At 48.9% G+C, this 20806-nt stretch carries 18 protein-coding genes and 1 other annotated feature; of the genes, 1 reads left to right on the top strand and 17 read right to left on the bottom strand.

The features are described 5' to 3' along the window. Positions 1 to 102: 102 nt before the first annotated feature. On the top strand, positions 103 to 1821 hold the full coding sequence (locus NC856_RS02525; RefSeq protein ID WP_264088833.1) for an ABC transporter ATP-binding protein: 1719 nt from the start codon (positions 103 to 105) through the stop codon (positions 1819 to 1821). Positions 1822 to 1966: 145 nt separating this feature from the next. Here the strand turns inward: NC856_RS02525 and ihfA are convergent, their stop codons facing one another. The 17 genes from ihfA to NC856_RS02610 form a co-directional block, all read right to left on the bottom strand. Continuing rightward, positions 1967 to 2263, bottom strand: coding sequence for an integration host factor subunit alpha (gene ihfA / locus NC856_RS02530; RefSeq protein WP_009112984.1), 297 nt, complete (start codon positions 2261 to 2263; stop codon positions 1967 to 1969). A gap of 4 nt (positions 2264 to 2267) precedes the next feature. Beyond that, positions 2268 to 4655, bottom strand: a complete 2388-nt coding sequence (gene pheT, locus NC856_RS02535; protein WP_264088834.1) for a phenylalanine--tRNA ligase subunit beta — start codon at positions 4653 to 4655, stop codon at positions 2268 to 2270. A 15-nt stretch (positions 4656 to 4670) separates the two neighbouring features. Further along, positions 4671 to 5654: a phenylalanine--tRNA ligase subunit alpha gene (pheS, locus tag NC856_RS02540; protein WP_264088835.1), complete on the bottom strand. Its 984-nt coding sequence runs from the start codon at positions 5652 to 5654 to the stop codon at positions 4671 to 4673. Between the two features lie 119 nt (positions 5655 to 5773). Continuing rightward, positions 5774 to 5898, bottom strand: a sequence feature (Phe leader region). Next, positions 5848 to 5892 carry a pheST operon leader peptide PheM gene (gene pheM / locus NC856_RS02545; protein WP_121514181.1) on the bottom strand — a complete coding sequence of 15 codons (45 nt, stop codon included), beginning with the start codon at positions 5890 to 5892 and terminating at the stop codon, positions 5848 to 5850. It overlaps the preceding feature by 45 nt. Before the next feature lie 138 nt (positions 5899 to 6036). Further along, the gene (gene rplT / locus NC856_RS02550) at positions 6037 to 6393 is read right to left on the bottom strand and encodes a 50S ribosomal protein L20 (protein WP_012769671.1); all 357 of its coding nucleotides are present in this window, start codon (positions 6391 to 6393) and stop codon (positions 6037 to 6039) included. Positions 6394 to 6435: 42 nt separating this feature from the next. Further along, positions 6436 to 6633 (bottom strand): 50S ribosomal protein L35, encoded by a 198-nt coding sequence (rpmI, locus tag NC856_RS02555; RefSeq protein WP_109054964.1) that lies wholly within the window; start codon positions 6631 to 6633, stop codon positions 6436 to 6438. Positions 6634 to 6731: 98 nt separating this feature from the next. Beyond that, positions 6732 to 7274 carry a translation initiation factor IF-3 gene (gene infC, locus NC856_RS02560; protein ID WP_109054963.1) on the bottom strand — a complete coding sequence of 181 codons (543 nt, stop codon included), beginning with the start codon at positions 7272 to 7274 and terminating at the stop codon, positions 6732 to 6734. 3 nt (positions 7275 to 7277) lie between these two features. After that, positions 7278 to 9206, bottom strand: coding sequence for a threonine--tRNA ligase (gene thrS / locus NC856_RS02565; protein WP_264088836.1), 1929 nt, complete (start codon positions 9204 to 9206; stop codon positions 7278 to 7280). Positions 9207 to 9531: 325 nt separating this feature from the next. After that, complete coding sequence (locus tag NC856_RS02570; protein WP_264088901.1) at positions 9532 to 9798, bottom strand: YebO family protein; 267 nt, start codon at positions 9796 to 9798, stop codon at positions 9532 to 9534. 241 nt (positions 9799 to 10039) lie between these two features. Then, on the bottom strand, positions 10040 to 10831 hold the full coding sequence (kdgR, locus tag NC856_RS02575; RefSeq protein WP_264088837.1) for a DNA-binding transcriptional regulator KdgR: 792 nt from the start codon (positions 10829 to 10831) through the stop codon (positions 10040 to 10042). Between the two features lie 212 nt (positions 10832 to 11043). Next, positions 11044 to 12210, bottom strand: coding sequence for an oligogalacturonate lyase (gene ogl / locus NC856_RS02580; RefSeq protein WP_264088838.1), 1167 nt, complete (start codon positions 12208 to 12210; stop codon positions 11044 to 11046). A 274-nt stretch (positions 12211 to 12484) separates the two neighbouring features. Then, positions 12485 to 13366, bottom strand: a complete 882-nt coding sequence (htpX, locus tag NC856_RS02585) for a protease HtpX (protein ID WP_264088839.1) — start codon at positions 13364 to 13366, stop codon at positions 12485 to 12487. A gap of 219 nt (positions 13367 to 13585) precedes the next feature. After that, positions 13586 to 14809 carry an L-lactate MFS transporter gene (locus tag NC856_RS02590; RefSeq protein ID WP_264088840.1) on the bottom strand — a complete coding sequence of 408 codons (1224 nt, stop codon included), beginning with the start codon at positions 14807 to 14809 and terminating at the stop codon, positions 13586 to 13588. A gap of 183 nt (positions 14810 to 14992) precedes the next feature. After that, positions 14993 to 15742, bottom strand: a complete 750-nt coding sequence (locus tag NC856_RS02595) for a LytR/AlgR family response regulator transcription factor (RefSeq protein WP_264088841.1) — start codon at positions 15740 to 15742, stop codon at positions 14993 to 14995. Then, positions 15739 to 17484: a sensor histidine kinase gene (locus NC856_RS02600; RefSeq protein ID WP_264088842.1), complete on the bottom strand. Its 1746-nt coding sequence runs from the start codon at positions 17482 to 17484 to the stop codon at positions 15739 to 15741. Before NC856_RS02600 ends, NC856_RS02595 begins: the two co-directional genes overlap by 4 nt. Positions 17485 to 17774: 290 nt before the next feature. Next, on the bottom strand, positions 17775 to 19949 hold the full coding sequence (locus NC856_RS02605; protein WP_264088843.1) for a sensor domain-containing phosphodiesterase: 2175 nt from the start codon (positions 19947 to 19949) through the stop codon (positions 17775 to 17777). Between the two features lie 594 nt (positions 19950 to 20543). Then, positions 20544 to 20801 (bottom strand): hypothetical protein, encoded by a 258-nt coding sequence (locus NC856_RS02610; RefSeq protein WP_264088845.1) that lies wholly within the window; start codon positions 20799 to 20801, stop codon positions 20544 to 20546. Positions 20802 to 20806: the final 5 nt, after the last annotated feature.

Raw genomic sequence — 20806 nt, forward strand, 5'->3', positions numbered from 1 at the left:
CATGCCCCGGCGCAATGCGCATTCAATATGAAGAGCCTTAATGCCGCTCAGCGCGATAACCTGTTATAGTGGACTACCTGTTTATTTAACGAAAATAATGGCATGTTACGGCGCTTCTTCTCTTATTACGCTCCTTACAAGGGGTTATTTATACTGGATTTTGGCTGCGCCATTATCGCCGGGTTGCTTGAACTGGGTTTTCCGATGGCAATTAAAGCGTTCATCGATACGCTGCTGCCGGAACAGGACTGGTCATTGATTCTGCTGGCGTCAGTGGCGCTATTGGCTGTGTATTTACTGAATACCGGACTGATGGCCATTGTGAACTATTGGGGCCATGCGCTGGGTGTCGGCATCGAAACAGATATGCGTCGTCAGGCGTTTGAACACCTGCAAAAGCTGCCTTTCCGCTATTACGACAATATGAAAACCGGGCATATCATTACCCACGTCACCAAGGATTTGGAAGAAGTGGGAGAAATCGCCCATCACGGCCCGGAAGATCTCTTTATTGCCATTATGACCTTCATCGGCGCGTTTATTCTGATGGCCACCGTACATCTGCCTCTGGCGATGCTGACTATCGTTATCGTCCCGTTTATGACGTTTCTGGTCAGTCGCTATGGCGCCCGCATGACCGACACCTGGCGTCAGTTATTTGGTCAGGTCGGCAATTTCAATGCCCGCATTGAAGAAAGCGTTGGCGGCATCCGGGTAGTCAAGGCGTTCGCCAATGAAGCGCATGAGAAAAAACTGTTTTCCCATGACAATGAAAATTATCGCCGCACCAAACTTCAGGCCTACCGCATCATGACCGCCAGTTTGACGCTCAGCTACCTGAGCACACGCCTGATTCAATTGATCGTCATGCTGGCGGGCATCTGGTATGTCATTAAAGGCGAGCTTACCTACGGCGGTTTCGTGGGCTTCCTGTTGCTGATTGAAGTGTTCTTCCGCCCGGTCGCTAAAATTACTTCGGTACTGGAGAGCTACCCCAAAGGTATTGCCGGTTTCAAACGCTTTACCCAATTGCTCGATACCGTGCCGGAAATTGCAGACGCGCCCCATGCACGTGATGTCGGCACGCTCAAAGGCGATATCCGGTTCAATCAGGTTGGCTTTGGCTATTCGCCAGATCGCCCAATCATTCATAATGTTGATCTGTCGATTCGGGCGGGAGAAACCGTCGCCTTTGTCGGGCCTTCCGGCGCGGGAAAAACCACGCTTTGTTCGCTGCTTCCCCGTTTTTATGATCTCACCAGCGGCAGCATCACTATCGATGGTATTGATATCCGCGACATGACGCAAACCTCGCTACGCAGCCAGATCGGTATTGTTCAGCAGGATGTGTTTCTGTTTGGCGGCACCATTCGTGAAAATATAGCCTATGGCAAACTGGGCGCCGGCGATGACGAAATTATGCAGGCGGCGCGACGCGCCAGACTGGACGAACTGATTGAGAATCTGCCTGACGGACTGGATACCATCGTTGGCGAGCGCGGCGTTAAACTGTCCGGCGGACAGAAACAGCGTTTATCCATTGCGCGCATTTTCCTGAAAAATCCACCGATTCTGATTCTGGATGAAGCCACCTCCGCCCTGGATAGCGCTACCGAACAGGCGATTCAACAATCGCTCAGTGAGCTTTCTGCGGGACGAACCACGCTGGTCATCGCCCATCGGCTGGCAACCATTCAGAATGCTGAACGCATCGTGGTGGTCGATAACGGCGGGATCATTGAGCAAGGCAGCCATCAGGCTTTAATCGCACACCGCGGGATTTACGCCAGTTTGCATCAGGCACAGTTCAGACAGGCTTGATCCCCTCCGAGATGGCGTTGACGCCTCGCGGTTGACGTTGATTTCCTGCTGAACATGACGCCCAGCACATAATGCGTCAACGCTATTTAGGGCAGGTCAACCGCGTAAAAAAGGCCGCTTGCGCGGCCTTTAGGTTTTATCACGTTTACTCTTTGGGAGACGCGTTCTCTACCCTGCTTTTTAGCTTTTGCCCCGGACGGAACGTGACCACACGGCGCGCCGTAATCGGAATATCTTCGCCAGTTTTTGGGTTACGTCCCGGACGTTGGTTCTTGTCTCGCAAATCAAAATTGCCAAAACCGGACAATTTAACCTGCTCGCCATTTTCCAAAGCGCGACGAACTTCTTCAAAAAACAGCTCGACTAGCTCTTTGGCATCCCGTTTGCTCAGCCCAAGCTTCTCAAACAGGTATTCTGACATTTCAGCTTTAGTAAGCGCCATAGGTTCAATCCCTCAAGGATGCTTGGAATCGCTGTTTTAATGCTGCTACACATTCTGCAACGGTAGCGGCAATTTCCTCTTCTGCCAGTGTACGAGAGGTATCTTGCAAGGTCAGACTGATAGCCAGACTCTTATAACCATCCGCTACACCCTTACCTCGGTACACGTCGAATAAGTTTACGCCAACTAACTGATTTGCGCCAACTTTCTTACACTCGGCTAAAATATCGCCAGCAGGCACGTTTTCGGCCACTACCACAGCGATGTCACGACGGTTTGCCGGGAAGCGGGAAATATCGCTCGCATCAGGCAGCACGCGGTCTGCGACCTTATCCCACAGTAATTCGAACACCACGGTGCGCCCGTTTAGATCCAGTTTACGCTCAAGTTCCGGGTGAATAACCCCAATAAATCCAATGCGTTCCCCGCAGAGATAAATAGCAGCACTTTGCCCCGGATGCAATGCCGGATTGCTTTCCGCTTTGAATTCGATATCGGACAGTTTTCCGGTCAGCGCCAGAACTGCTTCCAAATCACCTTTTAAATCATAGAAGTCAACGGCCTGACGCGCCAGATCCCAATGCTCTTCGTAACGGGTGCCGGTAATCACGCCCGCCAGCATGAAATCCTGACGAATACCCAGGTCGGCGCTGCTGTCCGGCACAAAACGTAAGCCGCTTTCAAACAGACGCAGGCGGCTCTGCTGGCGGTTTTGGTTGTACGCTACCGCGCCAAGCAACCCGCTCCACAAGGAGAGACGCATAGCTGACATCTCTGCTGAAATAGGACTAGGCAGGTTCAACACCTGTTCACCAGGATGGATCAGCGCCTGAATTTTCGGATCAACAAAACTGTAAGTAATTGCTTCCTGATAGCCATGATCGACCAATAACGTCTTGACGCGTTTAAGAGACAGCGTTGCCTCGCGGTGTGACGTCATGGTCAACGGCGCAAGCGTCGCGATGTTGGGAATATTGTTGTAGCCATAAATACGGGCGATTTCTTCAACCAGATCTTCTTCGATTTCCATATCGAAACGCCAGCTTGGTGCAACTGCCTGCCATCCGGTTGCTATTTTGGTCACTTTGCCGCCAAGACGCTGCAAAATATCGGTCACCTGTTCATCGGCAATGACATGACCAATCAGGCGGTCCAGTTTTTCACGACGCAACGTAATCGTCGCCCGCGCAGGTAAATCCTCCTCGCTGGTCATATCCATGACCGGCCCCGCTTCACCGCCGCAAATGTCGATCAGCAGACGCGTGGCTCGTTCCATCGCTTTATGTTGTATCGCCGGATCAACGCCACGCTCGTAACGATGTGATGCATCGGTATGCAAACCATAGCGGCGCGCGCGCCCGGTAATGGACAATGGGTTAAAATAAGCGCATTCCAGCAGAACATGCTGCGTGTTTTGATTCACGCCGGAATGCTCCCCGCCAAAAATACCGCCCAACGCCAGCGCCTTCTGTTTATCGGCGATCACCAGCGTATCCGCATTCAGCTTCGCTTCATTGCCGTCCAGCAGCGTCAGCGTTTCGCCATCATGGGCGTGACGCACCACTATCCCGCCTTCCAGACGATCGAGATCGAACGCGTGCATCGGCTGACCTAACTCCAGCAGGACATAGTTGGTGACATCAACCACCGGATCGATAGAACGGATGCCGCAACGCCGCAGTTTTTCACGCATCCATAAGGGCGTTACAGCCTTGATATCGATACCTTTGACCACACGGCCTAGATAGCGCGGGCAAGCCTGCGGCGCGTCGACCTCGATCGGGAACGTAGCCTGAATGGTTGCCGCGACGGGCTGAATTTCAGGTTCGCTCAGCGGTAATTGGTTCAGCACCGCCACATCGCGCGCCACGCCAATGATGCCCAGACAATCCGCGCGATTTGGCGTAACGCTGATTTCAATGATGTTGTCGTCCAGTTGCAGATATTGACGAATGTCGGTGCCAATTGGCGCATCCAGTGGCAATTCGATAATGCCGTTATGGTCGTCAGAAATACCCAGTTCGGAGAATGAACACAACATTCCTTCTGACGGCTCGCCACGCAACTTGGCCGCCTTGATTTTGAAATCGCCCGGTAACACCGCGCCCACCGTCGCCACCGCCACTTTCAGCCCCTGACGACAATTCGGCGCGCCGCAAACGATATCCAGCAGGCGATCGCCGCCCACGTTCACTTTTGTTACCCGCAGTTTATCGGCGTTCGGGTGTGGCCCGCACTCAACCACCTCTCCCACCACCACGCCGTGGAACGCGCCTGCCACCGGTTCAATACCATCAACCTCAAGGCCGGCCATGGTGATTTGTTCAGATAATGTATCGCTATCAACCGCCGGGTTTACCCACTCGCGCAACCAGAGTTCACTGAATTTCATGATGATATTCCCGCCTTACTTAAACTGTTTGAGGAAACGCAGATCGTTTTCGAAAAATGCGCGTAAATCCGTGACACCGTAACGCAACATGGTCAGTCGCTCCATGCCCATGCCAAAAGCGAAGCCGGAATAGACTTCAGGATCGATCCCCACATTACGCAGCACATTCGGATGCACCATGCCGCAACCCAGCACTTCCAGCCACTTGCCGTTCTTGCCCATCACATCGACTTCGGCGGACGGTTCGGTAAACGGGAAATAGGAAGGACGGAAACGAACCTGTAAATCTTCCTCAAAAAAGTTACGCAGGAAATCATGCAGCGTTCCTTTCAGGTTGGTAAAGCTGATGTTTTTATCCACAATCAGCCCTTCCATCTGGTGGAACATGGGTGTGTGTGTCTGGTCGTAATCATTACGATATACACGACCCGGCGCAATAATGCGGATTGGCGGCTGTTGGTTTTCCATGGTGCGAATTTGCACGCCGGAGGTTTGAGTGCGCAATAAGCGTTTCGCATCGAACCAGAAAGTATCGTGATCAGCACGAGCCGGATGGTGGCCCGGAATATTCAGAGCATCAAAGTTATGGTAATCATCTTCAATTTCCGGCCCCATAGCGACGGAGAAACCTAACTCGCCAAAAAACGTTTCAATACGATCGATAGTACGGGTGACCGGATGCAAACCGCCGTTTTCAATGGTACGGCCGGGCAACGATACATCTATCGTCTCTTGCGCGAGTCTGGCGTTCAACTCTGCCGATTCCAGCATTTGCTTGCGCGTATTCAACGCTTCCTGCACGTCCTGCTTGGCCTGATTAATGACCGCACCCGCGGCTGGGCGCTCTTCAGCCGGCAGATCGCGCAGCGAGGTCATCTGGAGGGTTAAGTGACCTTTTTTGCCAAGATATTCAACACGCACGTTTTCCAATGCGGTAATGTCCCCGGCCTCTTCTATGGCTGTTCTGGCTTTGGCAACCAGTTCTGCGAGATGTGGCATTGTATTCCTCTTCTTGTGCCTGTATGACCAACCGTCATGATTAAAATTATGGTATCAATAACCTTTCCCCGCTTCTTGCCATCTGGAGAAAACCCATTGAAAAATCAGCATAATATTTAAAAAAAAAAGCCTCCCTGTGGGAGGCTTGAGCGCTACTTTTCGTTTCTTTTCTTACGCGCAAAGCCCCCTGAGTTCAGGCGCTAAAGTAAAAAAAGAAGCGGAAAATAGCAGTATGCATACTTGCGTTACCTTGTCGTTATATAAAACAGGAAATCGATTTATTGAAAAATGAGTCGCAATAAATGTCAACTGCAACCCATGATCTTACCAACATCAACCCTACAGACTAAAAGAGGGAGCCAGGCTCCCTCTTTTAACTGACTTATGCCAGAGCAGATTTCGCTTTTTCTACCAGTGCGCTGAACGCGACTTTGTCGAATACGGCGATATCAGCCAGGATCTTACGGTCAATTTCAACAGAGGCTTTTTTCAAGCCATTGATGAATTTGCTGTAAGACAAGCCATTTTGACGGGCTGCTGCGTTGATACGTGCAATCCACAACTGGCGGAATTGACGTTTACGTTGACGACGGTCGCGGTAAGCGTATTGACCAGCTTTAATAACTGCTTGAAAAGCAACACGATAAACGCGCGAACGGGCACCGTAGTAGCCTTTCGCTTGTTTCAGTATTTTTTTGTGACGTGCACGAGCAACCACACCACGTTTTACGCGAGCCATATGCTCTCTCCTAAAGTCTTATTCTAAATTCAAAAAGGTTACTTATGCGTAAGGCAGACATGCAACGACCAGGCCCAGATCCCCTTTGGAGACCATGCCTTTCGGACGCAGATGACGTTTACGTTTAGTCGCTTTTTTGGTCAGAATATGACGCAGGTTAGCATGCTTACGCTTAAAACCACCTTTGGCGGTTTTTTTGAAGCGTTTAGCGGCGCCACGTACTGTTTTGATCTTTGGCATGTTAATTTCCACTTCGCATTGTTAATTACAACGAATCAGATAAGGCGAACAAAACCCGCGCTGCGCATGCGCGGCGCGGGTTCAGTTACTTGAATGCCTTACTGTTTCTTCTTAGGTGCGAGCACCATGATCATCTGGCGGCCTTCAATCTTCGATGGGAAGGATTCAACCACCGCCAGTTCACTCAGATCGTCACGAACGCGATTAAGCATTTCGATACCAATCTGTTGGTGCGCCATTTCACGTCCGCGAAAACGCAGCGTGATTTTGGCTTTATCGCCGTCTTCCAGAAAGCGAACCAGGTTGCGTAGTTTGACCTGATAGTCGCCATCATCGGTACCAGGCCGGAATTTGATTTCCTTGACCTGAATAACTTTTTGCTTCTTCTTCTGTTCCTTTGTAGCCTTACTCTTCTCATAGAGGAACTTGCCGTAATCCATGATTCGGCAAACCGGCGGCTCGGCGTTCGGACTGATTTCAACTAAATCAACACCTGCTTCCTCGGCTTTTTCTAATGCTTCATTCAGACTGACAATACCAAGCTGTTCGCCTTCGACGCCAGTTAAGCGTACCTCGTGTGCGCGAATTTCTCTGTTGATGCGATTAGGACGCGCCGGTTGAACTCGTTTTCCGCCTTTAATACCTTATTCCTCCAATTGATGAAGACTACGGCTGCGAATCTCTTGTTGCAGCTTACTGATTACGTCGCTGACATCAAGGCTCCCCAGGTCTTTACCACGGCGAGTACGGACAGCAACTTTTCCTGCTTCCACTTCTTTATCGCCACAGACCAACATATAGGGAACACGCCGTAAAGTGTGCTCGCGGATTTTAAAGCCTATCTTCTCATTTCTCAAGTCTGCTTTTACGCGAATGCCTGCTTCTTGCAGTTTTCTGGTCAATTCACTGACATAATCAGACTGGCTATCGGTGATATTCATAATCACCGCTTGTACCGGCGCCAACCAGGTTGGGAAGAACCCAGCGAATTCCTCGGTAAGAATGCCGATGAAACGCTCCATTGAACCCAGAATGGCACGGTGAATCATTACCGGCACCTGACGTTCGTTACTTTCCCCCACATAAGAGGCATTCAGGCGACCCGGTAAAGAAAAGTCGAGTTGCACCGTACCACACTGCCAGGCACGATCCAAACAATCATGTAAGGTAAATTCAATTTTTGGTCCGTAGAACGCCCCTTCACCCGGCTGATATTCAAATGGAATAGCATTTTCAGTCAGGGCGGCGGCCAAATCTTCCTCGGCGCGATCCCACATTTCATCGCTGCCGATACGTTTTTCAGGACGGGTAGACAGTTTCACCGCGATTTTTTCAAAACCGAAGGTGCTGTACATATCATATACCATTTTGATGCAACTATTGACTTCATCACGGACCTGTTCTTCCGTACAGAAGATATGCGCATCATCCTGAGTAAAGCCGCGCACGCGCATTAATCCATGCAGGGAGCCTGACGGTTCATTACGATGGCAGCTACCGAACTCGGCCATACGCAACGGCAGATCGCGATAAGATTTCAATCCCTGATTGAAAATCTGTACGTGGCCTGGACAGTTCATCGGCTTAATGCAGTATTCACGGTTTTCAGATGATGTGGTGAACATTGCTTCTTTATAGTTTTCCCAGTGCCCGGTTTTTTCCCACAGCACGCGGTCCATCATGAACGGGCCTTTAACTTCCTGATACTGATACGCTTTCAGCTTCATGCGTACAAACGTTTCCAGTTCACGGAAGATGGTCCAGCCATCATTGTGCCAGAACACCATACCCGGCGCTTCTTCCTGCATATGGTAAAGATCAAGCTGTTTACCAATCTTGCGGTGATCGCGTTTGGCCGCTTCCTCAAGACGTTGCAGATATGAAGCAAGCTGTTTTTTATCGGCCCAGGCAGTACCGTAAATGCGTTGCAGCATTTTGTTTTTACTGTCGCCACGCCAGTACGCGCCGGACGTTTTTTGCAATTTGAAATGGTGGCAGAAACGCATGTTCGGTACATGCGGACCACGGCACATATCGATATATTCTTGATGGTGATACAGCCCAGGGCGATCATCACGGCTGATGTTTTCGTCCAGAATAGCGACTTTATATGTCTCGCCGCGAGCGGCAAACGTATCACGCGCTTCCTGCCAACTGACTTTCTTTTTAATCACGTCATAGTCAGTGTCGGCAAGTTCATGCATCCGTTTTTCAAGCAGATCGATATCTTCCTGGGTCAGAGTGCGATCAATATCAACGTCGTAATAAAAACCGTTATCGATAACCGGCCCAATCGCCATCCTGGTATCAGGCCATAATTGCTTGATGGCATGGCCCAGCAAGTGAGCGCAAGAGTGACGAATAATCTCCAGACCCGCTTCATCTTTGGCGGTAATAATAGCCAACTGCGCGTCGGTTTCAATTTTGTCGCCGGCATCAATCAATTCGCCATTAACACGACCCGCGATGCAGGCTTTCGCCAGACCGGGACCGATATCAAGGGCAACATCAAGGGGAGAAACGGCGTGGTCGTAGTGACGCTGACTTCCATCAGGAAGGGTAATAACAGGCATTATAATTCCCTTATTTGCAGTGGTGACCCGCACGAAAGATCACATACAAAAAACAATTTTCTTTAATTTCAGATGATTGCTGGTTAAATCAGACCCACAATGTCAGATTGACCAGCAAGTTGGCGCACAGCTTCTTTTATGTGCATATATTCAGCCTAAAAAGGCAGTCAGGATAATATCACCAAACTATCCAAGGATAAACGAGCACCTGGCGCCGGGAACACCAATAGATAAACCGACCAAACAAGCGTTATTCATGCGAATTTGCGCACAGGCGCACTGAATTGGCAAAATTTTTAGTCGGGACACCGGCGCGTATCTCCTGTCAACGTTCAGGGATCACGTTTTTAAATGCCAGCGTGACATCGTCACTTTCCTGAAGATGTCGCGCATCTTCATCTTCTTCTGCTCTTTTTGCCGTTGTGCCACGCGCTTCTTGCGGAAAGCGCATTTTTAACAAATCCAGTTGCTGGCGCTGTTGCTCAACAATTTTATGCAACAACCTGATCTGCTCATTGGCCCGCACGCTCGCCCGGTTAATGAAAAACCAAAGCAGCAGCGCCAACACCGCCAGCAGCGCGATAAAAACCATTTCTAATATGTTCACACACCCACTCCACTCAAAATTACGCTATTCAAAACCGCGCTATCCAAACAACACGACTCAAAATAACGTCACTCAAAACGAACCATACAACAGAACAAGCAGCGAACCGTTATTGGCGGCACTCATCTTAACACCGAGCATCCGGCAAGTTCGATAGCTCCTTTGTGTCATCGCGTTGCATAAAAAAAGCCTGTCGCTTGGACAGGCTGATTGGCGGCGCTCCTAATCAGAACGGATAATCGTGATATCCCATCTGCTCAGAAATGTTTCTGGCTGCGGTATGCAACATATCAACGTATCCATGTTTGTTTTCTTCAGAAAAACGGATCGTCGGGAATGAAATGCTCAGGCCGGCGATAACAACGCCGAAACGATCAAAGACAGGCACCGCGATGCAACGCAATCCTTCTTCCTGCTCTTCATTATCTTCACCGTACCCCTGCTCGCGCACCAGATCCAACTGCGTTAACAGCGCATCAGCGGAAGTCAGGGTATGCGGCGTACTGCGGGTGAATTCGACAGCGGAAAGAATTTCATTCACCTCATCTCTGTCACGCCAGGCAAGCAGCACTTTACCGATAGCCGTACTATATAAGGGATTACGGCGTCCAATGCGCGAGTACATGCGCAAGTTATACATTGAATCGATCTTATGGATATAAACGATACTGTCTTCATCTAGCGCGCCAAGATGGATGGTTTCCCGCGTCAGCGCCGAAAGCTCGCGCATCTGTATATCCGCACTACGGATCAAATCGACATTCTGTAATGCCTTTGCGCCGAGCTCAAACAACTTCAGCGTCAATGAATATTTCTCTGATTCGCCTTCCTGCGCAACATACCCCAGGGATTTCATCGTCTGTAAAAATCGGTACACGGTACTTTTAGACATCATTACACGCTGAGAAAGTTCGGTAATACCAATCTCCCGCTCTTCACCTAATGCCTGCAAAATACCAAAAACCTTTAAAACGGACGATACGGAATCGGGTTGTTTATCTAAATCTGCTATAGCCATCTCTGTAGTTACCCTACTCAGTCTTTGTTGTTTTAAAAAAAATAGAACAATGGTTTTAGTATAAAGGGAACGCTTTGATTATGGCAATGGAACAACGACGATAATCAAGACACTTTGACAAATATCAGAGCCAGAAATTTGTTGATTAATAATTAATTGAATTTACAGATAATAAACCGCGCAATAAATGTGACGACGCGGTTTATCAAGTATTATTGCCAGACTGACTCAGGGATCGTCGCCAAATACAAGGCGGGTTTGCCATCCACATCTGAAGTAAACAGAATACGCTTATTGTCCGGGGTGAAAGAAGGATGCGGATGCGTTACCTGGCGGTCGCCTTCCAGCACTTTCCAGGACGTATTATGCTGCGCCACACGATGCTGCTTCCCGGTGCGCATATTAAATACATAAAGGAATGGATCATTTTCAATCTTGTAGCCGCCGTCATCCTGTACATCGACCGGCGCATCGGAGCCATCGCCCACCAGTAATGTCCCATCATCGTTGCTCATCAGATGAGAACAGGCAGGCATCGCCGTCAGTTGACGATCTTGCATGGTAACCGGGTCAATGCTGCAAATATAACGGTTTGGATTTCCCTTATGATAAGAAACGTAGATCATCGCTGAACCGTCCGGCACCCAGAATTCGTGGGTACAACTCTCGCCTTGCGCGTGTTCTTTCACTTTACGCATGTTGCCGCCGTCTTCATTGATGAACCACATGCGGGCATCAACCAGATCGTGCGGCCCTTCATGGCAGAAAGCAACGGTATTGTCATCTCCCGGACGGTAGATAGGATGCCCAAGCCATTGATTTTCCTGGAGGATGGAGTGCGACTCCCCCGTCGCCAAATCAACACGAATCAGGCGGCAGCACGGATTGGTGAAGTAGAATTCCTGAAATTTTTTCCAATCTGTTAATGGTTTCCAATCTTCTTTCCTGATTTCAATCCCCACCATCTTGGTGCAATCGGAGTTAGCGACCCAGGTTCCGTAGCCCACCCAATCATTAGGAACCTGATAAATGATTTTCTCTTCCAGCGTTTCCATATCGACGCGCATCAGGTTACGTCCCTCCTTCACGTAATACAGCGCATCATCATTCGGCGATAGAAAACCACCGAAGGTATTATCTCCTTTCCCTTCGGTCAATTGCAGGGCTTCCTGGGTGTTCAGATCCAGCAGATAGTAGTTCCACGGCCCAGCAAATGCGCCGCCAAACAGCAGCTTACTGCCATCATTGCTGAAACATTTTTGATAAAAGTAATTGCGATGGCAAATGACATCTGGCGGGGTTAAACGCACAACGTCGGTGCCGGTTGCTGAATCCTGGTAGGAATGAAACGTCAGGGGAAACTTGTTACCTTTGGCCATCCATAAATCCTTAGCGCTTATCATGAACAATCTGGCCTCGCATGAGCATAGCATCAGGAAAATCCGTACTGCTGGTGATCCTCTCTCACGCGAATGACCTGTTATACCGACATTATAGAAACAATGTTTCATTTTTCCGTGATCGTGGTTTTGTTTTATGAAACATTGTTTCCGTTTTTATTAACAGTTATTGCGACAGATAGCGGGATTTCATAAAAGAAAAAGGCCCGAAATTCGAGCCTTTGGCAGAAAATAACGATATATCAGAGAACCCTTATTTCAGGTAAGCCCCTGAGCGCAGCGCTTCAATACGCTTGTCCAACGGCGGGTGCGACATAAACAATTCACTGAATGATTTAGCTTTACCGTTAATACAGAACGCCATCATGCTGCTGGCTTCCTGCGGTTCGTAGCTGGTTTTCAGACGTTGCAGCGCGGCAATCATCTTTTCGCGCCCTACCAACTTCGCGGAACCGGCATCAGCATGGAATTCACGATAGCGAGAGAACCACATGGTAATGATGCTGGCCAGAATACCAAACACCAGTTCCAGTACGGTCGCCACCGCAAAATAAACCAACGGGTTGCCGCTGCCGCTCTCGCCTTCGTCACGGTTGCCGGACAGGAAGCCTGACGCCACCTGCGCGATCAAGCGTGAGATAAAGATAACAAAGGTATTCACGATACCTTGAATCAGCGTCATGGTAACCATATCGCCATTGGAAATGTGGCTGATTTCATGCGCGATAACAGCTTCCGCTTCATCACGGCTCATGTTTTGCAGCAAGCCCGTGCTGACCGCGACCAGAGACGCATCACGACGCGCGCCGGTGGCGAAAGCGTTGATATCGGGCGCATGGTAAATCGCGACCTGAGGCATTGCGATCCCGGCTTGCTGTGACTGCGAACGGACAGTTTCCAGCAGCCAGCGCTCTGTTTCATTGCGTGGCTGTTCGATCACTTCACCACCAACCGATCGTAATGCCATCCATTTAGACATCAGCAGTGAAACAAACGCACCGCCGAAGCCGAACAGTCCAGCCATAATCATCAAGCCCTGGACACTGCTGGACTGAATTCCCGTCAGGCTGAGTACCAGCCCGAAAACCAACATCACCGCCAGGTTGGTGATCAGGAAAAGCGCAATACGCATCATAGAAGTCTGATTTCCTCTCGCAGAAAAATTAAAGTTTGCAACACTTACATCGTATGGGTTGTGGTGGCATTTTCAAGTATTCTTAACTTTTAAGTTACTAAATCCACATAACTTTACATTATCCACAGGAAGGCGTTTCGCACTGCGGGAGAAAACGCAAAAACGGCGGGATAGCTCCGCCGTTAATTGACTCATTATTGCGCCATTGTTGAAGGAAGATTACCGCGCATGCGCCATCTTGGTGTTAAGTGAAGTCGCAGACGGAGAATACTTCGGCGGTTTGATCCACAGCGTTATCAGTAAAGAGATCGCCGACATAATGATAATCGCCATAAATGTGGCCTGAAAACCGCCCAGTTGCGCCGCGATAAACGAACCGGACAGCGCGCCGATGCCGAAACCCTGATAGATCACGCCATAATTTTTGCTGTGATTTTTCAGACCGAAGAAGTCGCCGACGATAGCCGGGAAAACGGTGATATTGCCGCCGAAACAGAAAGCGATAGCACTCACGCAGATAAAGAATGTCACCGGATTGAGCGGCATAAACGTCATGACCGATACGGCGAGGATGGTTGTAAACAAGGTAACGCTAATCACCCGCATACGCCCGACATTATCGGAAAGCGCGCCTAATACGATGCGGCCCACAGTGTTGAATATCGCAATGGCGGATACGGCATTAGCCGCGGTTTCCATATTCATCCCCGCCATCTGCACACCGATATCTTTCACGATACCGATCAGATACAACCCGCTCATACAAGCGGTGAAGAAAATAATAAACAGCAGATAGGATTCTTTGGTTGCCAGCATCTCGCTCAGTGAGAAGTCATGCGCTTGCCCCTGAGCGGTTGCCGCCTTGTTAACCGGCGCCGCCGCGGGCTCTTTTAGCAGCGAGCTACCGATGCTAATCATCACCATGACGATGATACCCCAGTAGAAGAAGGCTGCCGACACGCCGACTTCGGCAATCAGGAAGCTATTAACATATTTGAAGAGCAGGCTGCCCGTACCAAATGCCCCCACCGAGATACCAGCGATTAACCCTTTCCGCTCCGGGAACCATTTAATCAGGTTGGACAGCGTGGTGATGTAGGCCGTGCCATCGGCAAAGCCGACAATGAAGCCCATCAGAATATAGATCATCATCAGGGAAGAACTGGCGGCGCTGGCCATCAGTCCTAACCCCAGCGCGATCCCGGCGATCAGGGTCAGGCGGCGAATCCCGATCCGCTCCTGAAATTTCCCGGCAAACAGCGTCGCCAGCGCCAGACAGAAACTGGTAATGGAAAATGTGGTTGCCACCGAACCCAGCGACCAGCCAAATTTATCCACCAGCGGTTGATTGAACAGACTCCAGGTATAAATGGTTCCCAGTCCCATCTGGGCAATGATAGTACCGACGACAATTAAACCTCGGTTTACAGGTTTCTCATTCATGGGTTTTTCCCTACATCAACATTGAATCCGATGATCTCGGAAGACGAAAAATATAAGCTGAGGCGAGGGATAAAATGTCACCGGAAACACCGTCAGCTTATGGGCTGAGGCCAGTATACAAGCGGGCTGACAGTGTCTGTTCGAAACGGGAATGAGATGCCGTAAATGCGGAATGAAATGCCGTTAAAGACGCATCAATGACCTGAATTCTTTTACCTTGCTGCGGCTGACAGGCACTTCAAAATCCAAATCGTTCAGGCGCAAAATATAAGTATTGTTAAACCAGGGTACAATCTCACAAATTTTGGTCAGATTGACGCAGTAAGAACGGTGACAACGGAAAAAAAACGTTTCCGGTAGCCGGTTGCAGAACTCGGTGATATTCATCGGCATGATGAACGTTTCGCGCCGGGTATAAACCAGCGTGACTTTTTCCTGCGCAGCGGCGTAATAGATATTATTGATGTCCGTGACGATAATGCGTTCATCTTTCATCAGATTAATCGTTTGTTGCGCGCTCCGCTGAGCGCTAATGCTATTTTCCGGTTCGATGGCTGCGGGTAACTGTCGTTGCCGCCATGCTGTTTCCAATTTTTGCAGCATAGTAACGATACGTGACTCATGATAAGGCTTGAGGATATAGTCAAAAGCTTCCACTTCAAACGCTTCAACCGCATGTTCCTTATACGCCGTAATAAAGATGATATAGGGCTTATTTACATATTTACTGATATTTTGCGCCAACCAGACGCCATCCAGAGATGGAATATTAATATCCAGAAAAATCGCATCCACCTCGTGGTGCTGGAGATATTTCAGTACATCCAGCCCGTCGTCAAAGATGGCGTCAATATCGATATTACTGTGTTGCTTGATGAGATAACTCAACTCTTGTTGAGCGAGAAACTCATCCTCGACAATAATGGCTTTCATTGTTCACCTCCTGATAAACTGGCTGTGGAATCCAATGCTTCCGCCCCACTTCTCATCTCAGGGATCGCTGACTGCGGTATATCAACGCGTGGAATATAAAAATAGATTTCGGTTCCCGGTTCGAGACGACGAAGATGTAATCCCTCGCCGTAAAGCAAACGAACCCGGTGGTGCACATTCAGCAAGCCGATTTTATTACCCGGCATTTCATTCCTCGCCACCCGATCCATCGTCTCCTGGCTGATACCATGTCCGGTATCTTTCACCGCCACCAGCAATCGTTCGCCCTGATCCTTCACCGACAGCACCACCGTCCCCTTGCCGCGACAAGGCTGAATACCATGCACAATGGCATTTTCCACCAACGGCTGAATTAACAGACTGGGGATCTTGTAGGTCAAATCGTCATCAATATCGTAGATAACCGTCAGTTTTGAACCAAACCGTGCCTGTTCAATCGCAATATAGTCACGGATCTGATAGAGCTCTTTTTTAATATCAATCAGCGAGTCATCATTCAGTTCCAGGTTATAACGCAAATAGCGGGATAAATTGATCACCAATTGACGTGCGGTATCGGGATTTATTCGAATGGATGAAGAAATAGCATTCAGCGCATTAAAAAGAAAATGCGGGTTGATTTTACTTTGCAAGGCGCGCAGTTCCGCTTTATTCGCCATATCACGCAGTTGTTCCGTACGGGAAACTTCAATCTGCGTTGACATAATTTGCGATAATCCCACGGCCATCACCCGCAATGAATAGGTAATTTTATGCGCATGGCAATAGTAGATTTTCAGCGTTCCCGTTACCTGTCCATGTTCCCAGAGAGGAATAATAATCATCGAATGGATCTGCGGCGTCAGATGCTGTTCATCATTATTTTTGATGATAATCTTGCCATCTTTCATCGCCTGCTGCGTCATCGGGCTGATGATATCGTGTTCAATCTGATATTTTTCCTTCCCAACACCCACATAGGCCAGAATATGTTGAGTATTGGTGATCGCCACCGCATCGGCGTTGATTTCCGTGCGAATGATATTGCAGATAGAGGCTAAGGAATCATTATTGATATTGCGGAAATAAGGCAGCGTTTTACGGGCGATATCCAGCGCGAGTTTTGCCTGTCGCGCGGCGATCACTTCTTTTTCATTAGCGACGCCCTGCACCAACTGTACGATAAGCCCGATACACACCGTACCCAAAATCATCGGCACCGCGATTTTGGAAACAATATCCAGCCCCAGTTCAATCGGCGTGGCCCAGGCAACCACCAGCAACATAGTAAGCGATTCGCACAACATGCCGCCCAGAATCCCCATGCTCCATTGCTGCTCTTTTTTAACTTTCTTATTAATATAACCGGCGGTCGCACCGGCAATAATGCTGGTGATTAAACAAGGTACGGATGTAATGCCATCAATATCTATCAGATATCGATGAACACCGGCAATCACCCCGGTAGCGATCCCTACCCACGGCCCAAACAGAATCCCGCCGGACATCACCGCAATAATGCGCACATTGACCAGCGAACCTTCAACATTAATACCGGAATACGTGCCAAACAGCGCGAATAACGAAAAAATAGCCGTTACCGTGACACGCTCTCTGGGTGAATAATGTTCTTTTTGCAACAGTTGCCGGAATTGCCGCGTGCGGGTAAGCAAAAAAAGACAAATCAGCATCAGGGCTGCGCGGTCAAATACCGCGAGCAACATTTCAAATATTTCGTGCACAGCGAATTCCGAAAACCAGAACGACAAGGGGGTCACTATAAAAAATATGTGATCTACATTCCACTTTTTAGTGCAGCGGAAGCGAATACCGGCCATCGTCTCCAGACGGGAGCAAAGCGTACATCTGGCGCTGTTGACACGGAAAATGTCACGAAACGGCAGCCTCATCAGCCTGATAAAAGGCTCTTTACGTTCTGACCGTTTCCTGACTTATCCGGCAGACTCGATTCGCAAATCAATCTGATCATATATTCTATGATCAGATGTTCTGGGATCAGATGTACATTGAACTATTGCTTTACGGAGTGCGGAATATCAAGTTTCAACAATCGGGTAAAATCGTCGGCAGGCATCGGACAACCGAACAGATATCCTTGCACTTCCTCACAGCCTTGGCTCCTCAGCAGTTCGCACTGCTGCTGGGTTTCGACCCCTTCAGCAATCACGCCCAGTCCGAAGCTTTTTCCGAGATAAAGGAGCGCCCGGACAATCGCTTCATCAGTCGAAGACTCGCACATACTGCGTACAAACGTCTGATCAATCTTAAGCCTGGTCACCGGGTAGTTTTTTAACATACTCAATGACGCGTAGCCCGTGCCGTAATCATCAAACGCGATACCGATTCCTGCATTTTTCAGCGTATTCAGCGGCTGTAACACGCTTTCATCGAAGCGCAAAATAATGTTTTCCGTAATTTCCAGTTCCAGTGCACTGGCGGGTAACCCGGTTTCCACCAGCACATCGGTGATCTTTTGCAGCAACATATCGGAACGAAACTGCACGCTAAACAGATTAATGCTGATGCGAAAATGCGAGGCGCCTGCGTTGTACCATTGAGCGGCCTGTGCGCAGGCGGTTTTGACCACCCAATCCCCCACGCGTTCGGCCCATGCCCCGTACTCCAATGCGGCAAGAAACGCGCCCGGCGTCAATAAACCTCTTGTCGGGTGACGCCATCGCAATAATGCTTCCGCACCGACGATCTCATCGCTCATCAGACTCACCAGCGGCTGATAAAACAACTCAAACTCATTTTGCGCATAGGCGCGCACGAATTCCTGTTGAAAAGCATGTCTTGCCTGAAAAATTTCGCGGAGTTCCTGGGTAAACAACCGATAGCAGTTCCGCCCTTCCGTTTTAGCCTGATAAAGCGCCAAATCGACGCTGGTCAAGAGCTCTTGCGCCGTAGTGCCGTGTTTCGGCGCCAATACAACCCCGATACTGGCGCTGATATTGATTTGGTGGTCGTCAACAAAGATAGCCTGCGAAATGTCATGGATGATTTTTTTCGCAAAATTGGCAATCGCCAGTTGATCATTCAACCCCGGAAATAACAGGGCAAATTCATCGCCTCCCATACGGGCAACCAAATCGCCAGGCCGTACAATGGTCTGAAGCGTCTTCGCGACACTAACCAGGATATGGTCGCCACAAGTATGACCCAGACTGTCGTTCACATCCTTGAAGCCATCCAGATCAACCATCATTACACAGGCAGTGGCGTTGTTTCTTAGCATCTGCTCCAGATTGGAAGCCAGCAGCATGCGGTTTGCCAACCCGGTGAGCGGATCCATATGCGCCAGCAAAAATAAGCGTTCTTCATTGCGTCGCCGCTCGGTAATATCACGCATGATCACGCCATAGCTGATACTGGCGTCCTCGCCCCACATGGAAACCGACACTTCGACCAACAATGAAACGCCGCTTCTCGCCCGGACATGCAATTCCAGCGTGATGCCCCTGGTCAACGCATGCCGATCGACAATCAACTGATCCAATTGCGCACGCTCATCTTCGGCGACAAGGATATGAATATCTGAACCGATGATTTCATCAACCGTATAACCAAACAATTTTTGCGCCGCCGCATTCCAGAAAGTAATCGTGCCGTGACCATCAACGCAAATAATACTGTCTGGCGAGGTGTTGGCGATATTTTCAAACTGGATCCGACTGGCCTTGCGCGCCAGATCCAGACGCCGCATCTCCAGCTTATCCATCACCAATGCGGCTAAGTCCTGCAAGTTATGTTTATCTCTGGCGCTCAGGGAAGGATGCGGTTTGACGTCAACAATACAGAGCGTGCCAATCGCATGACCCGTCAGCGTCCTTAACGGAATACCCGCATAAAAACGGATATAGGGTTCGCCAGTTACCAACGGATTATGTTCAAAACGCGGATCCTGGAGGGTATCAGGCACCACCATGATTTTATTTTTCAAAATCGCATAGGCACAAAAAGAGAACTCTCTTGGCGTCTCATAAAAAGGCATGCCAAGACTGGCGATAAATATCTGTCGTTCTGATTCCACCAGAGAAACCCAAACGAGAGGCATGTTAAAAACATTGGCCGCCAGATTGATCAAATTATTGAGATCGCTATCAAATAAATAATTGTTAACGCCATACTCACCAAGAGCAGCAAGACGAGCAGTTTCATCTTTGCCTATCGGGGCTGGGCTCATAGGTTCCCCCTGCATATCTATCGTATCCAGATTAAAAGAGTTAGAAATCTAATTAGTCACCGTATGTAATAACTTCAATACGGATCATCAACTAACGCCGACAAGCTAAAAAACGAGTAATGCGCCCATTTTCAGAGCAGTAAATCCCTATGGATAGAAATCATTATGGCAAAAGATCCTAAGTCTACCACCCCCTGGCATTAACAATAGTTACGGCTAGAAACATCAAGATATTTTGATTATGGGTTGTTCAACAATGATTATAGGTTGATCAACAAATAGTGCGGTGCTCGACAAACTCAGGACGAAGTCGCCAGATGAAGTGATCTGGTTTCAAATCTGAAATATATTTATGCATGATAAAAGCGCCTGCCGTTCATCTGTGCCAACCGGTATTCTGGATCGATTAATGCGGACGCTATCGCTGGAAAAAATACTTAATCCTATATCTTTTATGCAGATAGGCTGGAGTTTGTTATACCGATGCGATTACAAGATAGAAGGGAAAAGTACAATCTCGTATTTATTGGTAACTAGATATTCAAGGTCAGCCTATTCATTCACATCACAAACAATATGCTAACCACAATCTCATCAAGCAGGAAAATAGCTTATCGAATGTTCCGGCGTATCGTTTTTTGCCTTGATGATTAAATCCCAATTCCCGGTATAGGGAACCGTTAAATAAATCTCATTTTCCGCACTGACGCTTATCATATCCGGCATGGCGGTTTGATTCCGGGCGCTCTCCGCCTGCTCGCCACTAACCATTTGAAGTTCAAATACATTCGAACAACGTACAATCACCGTATCACCGCCAAAAAGACTCAAACAGGTGCGAATTACAGACATACATC

It is taken from the genome of Brenneria izbisi, assembly GCF_025840185.1.
GTDB classification, from domain to species: domain Bacteria; phylum Pseudomonadota; class Gammaproteobacteria; order Enterobacterales; family Enterobacteriaceae; genus Brenneria; species Brenneria izbisi.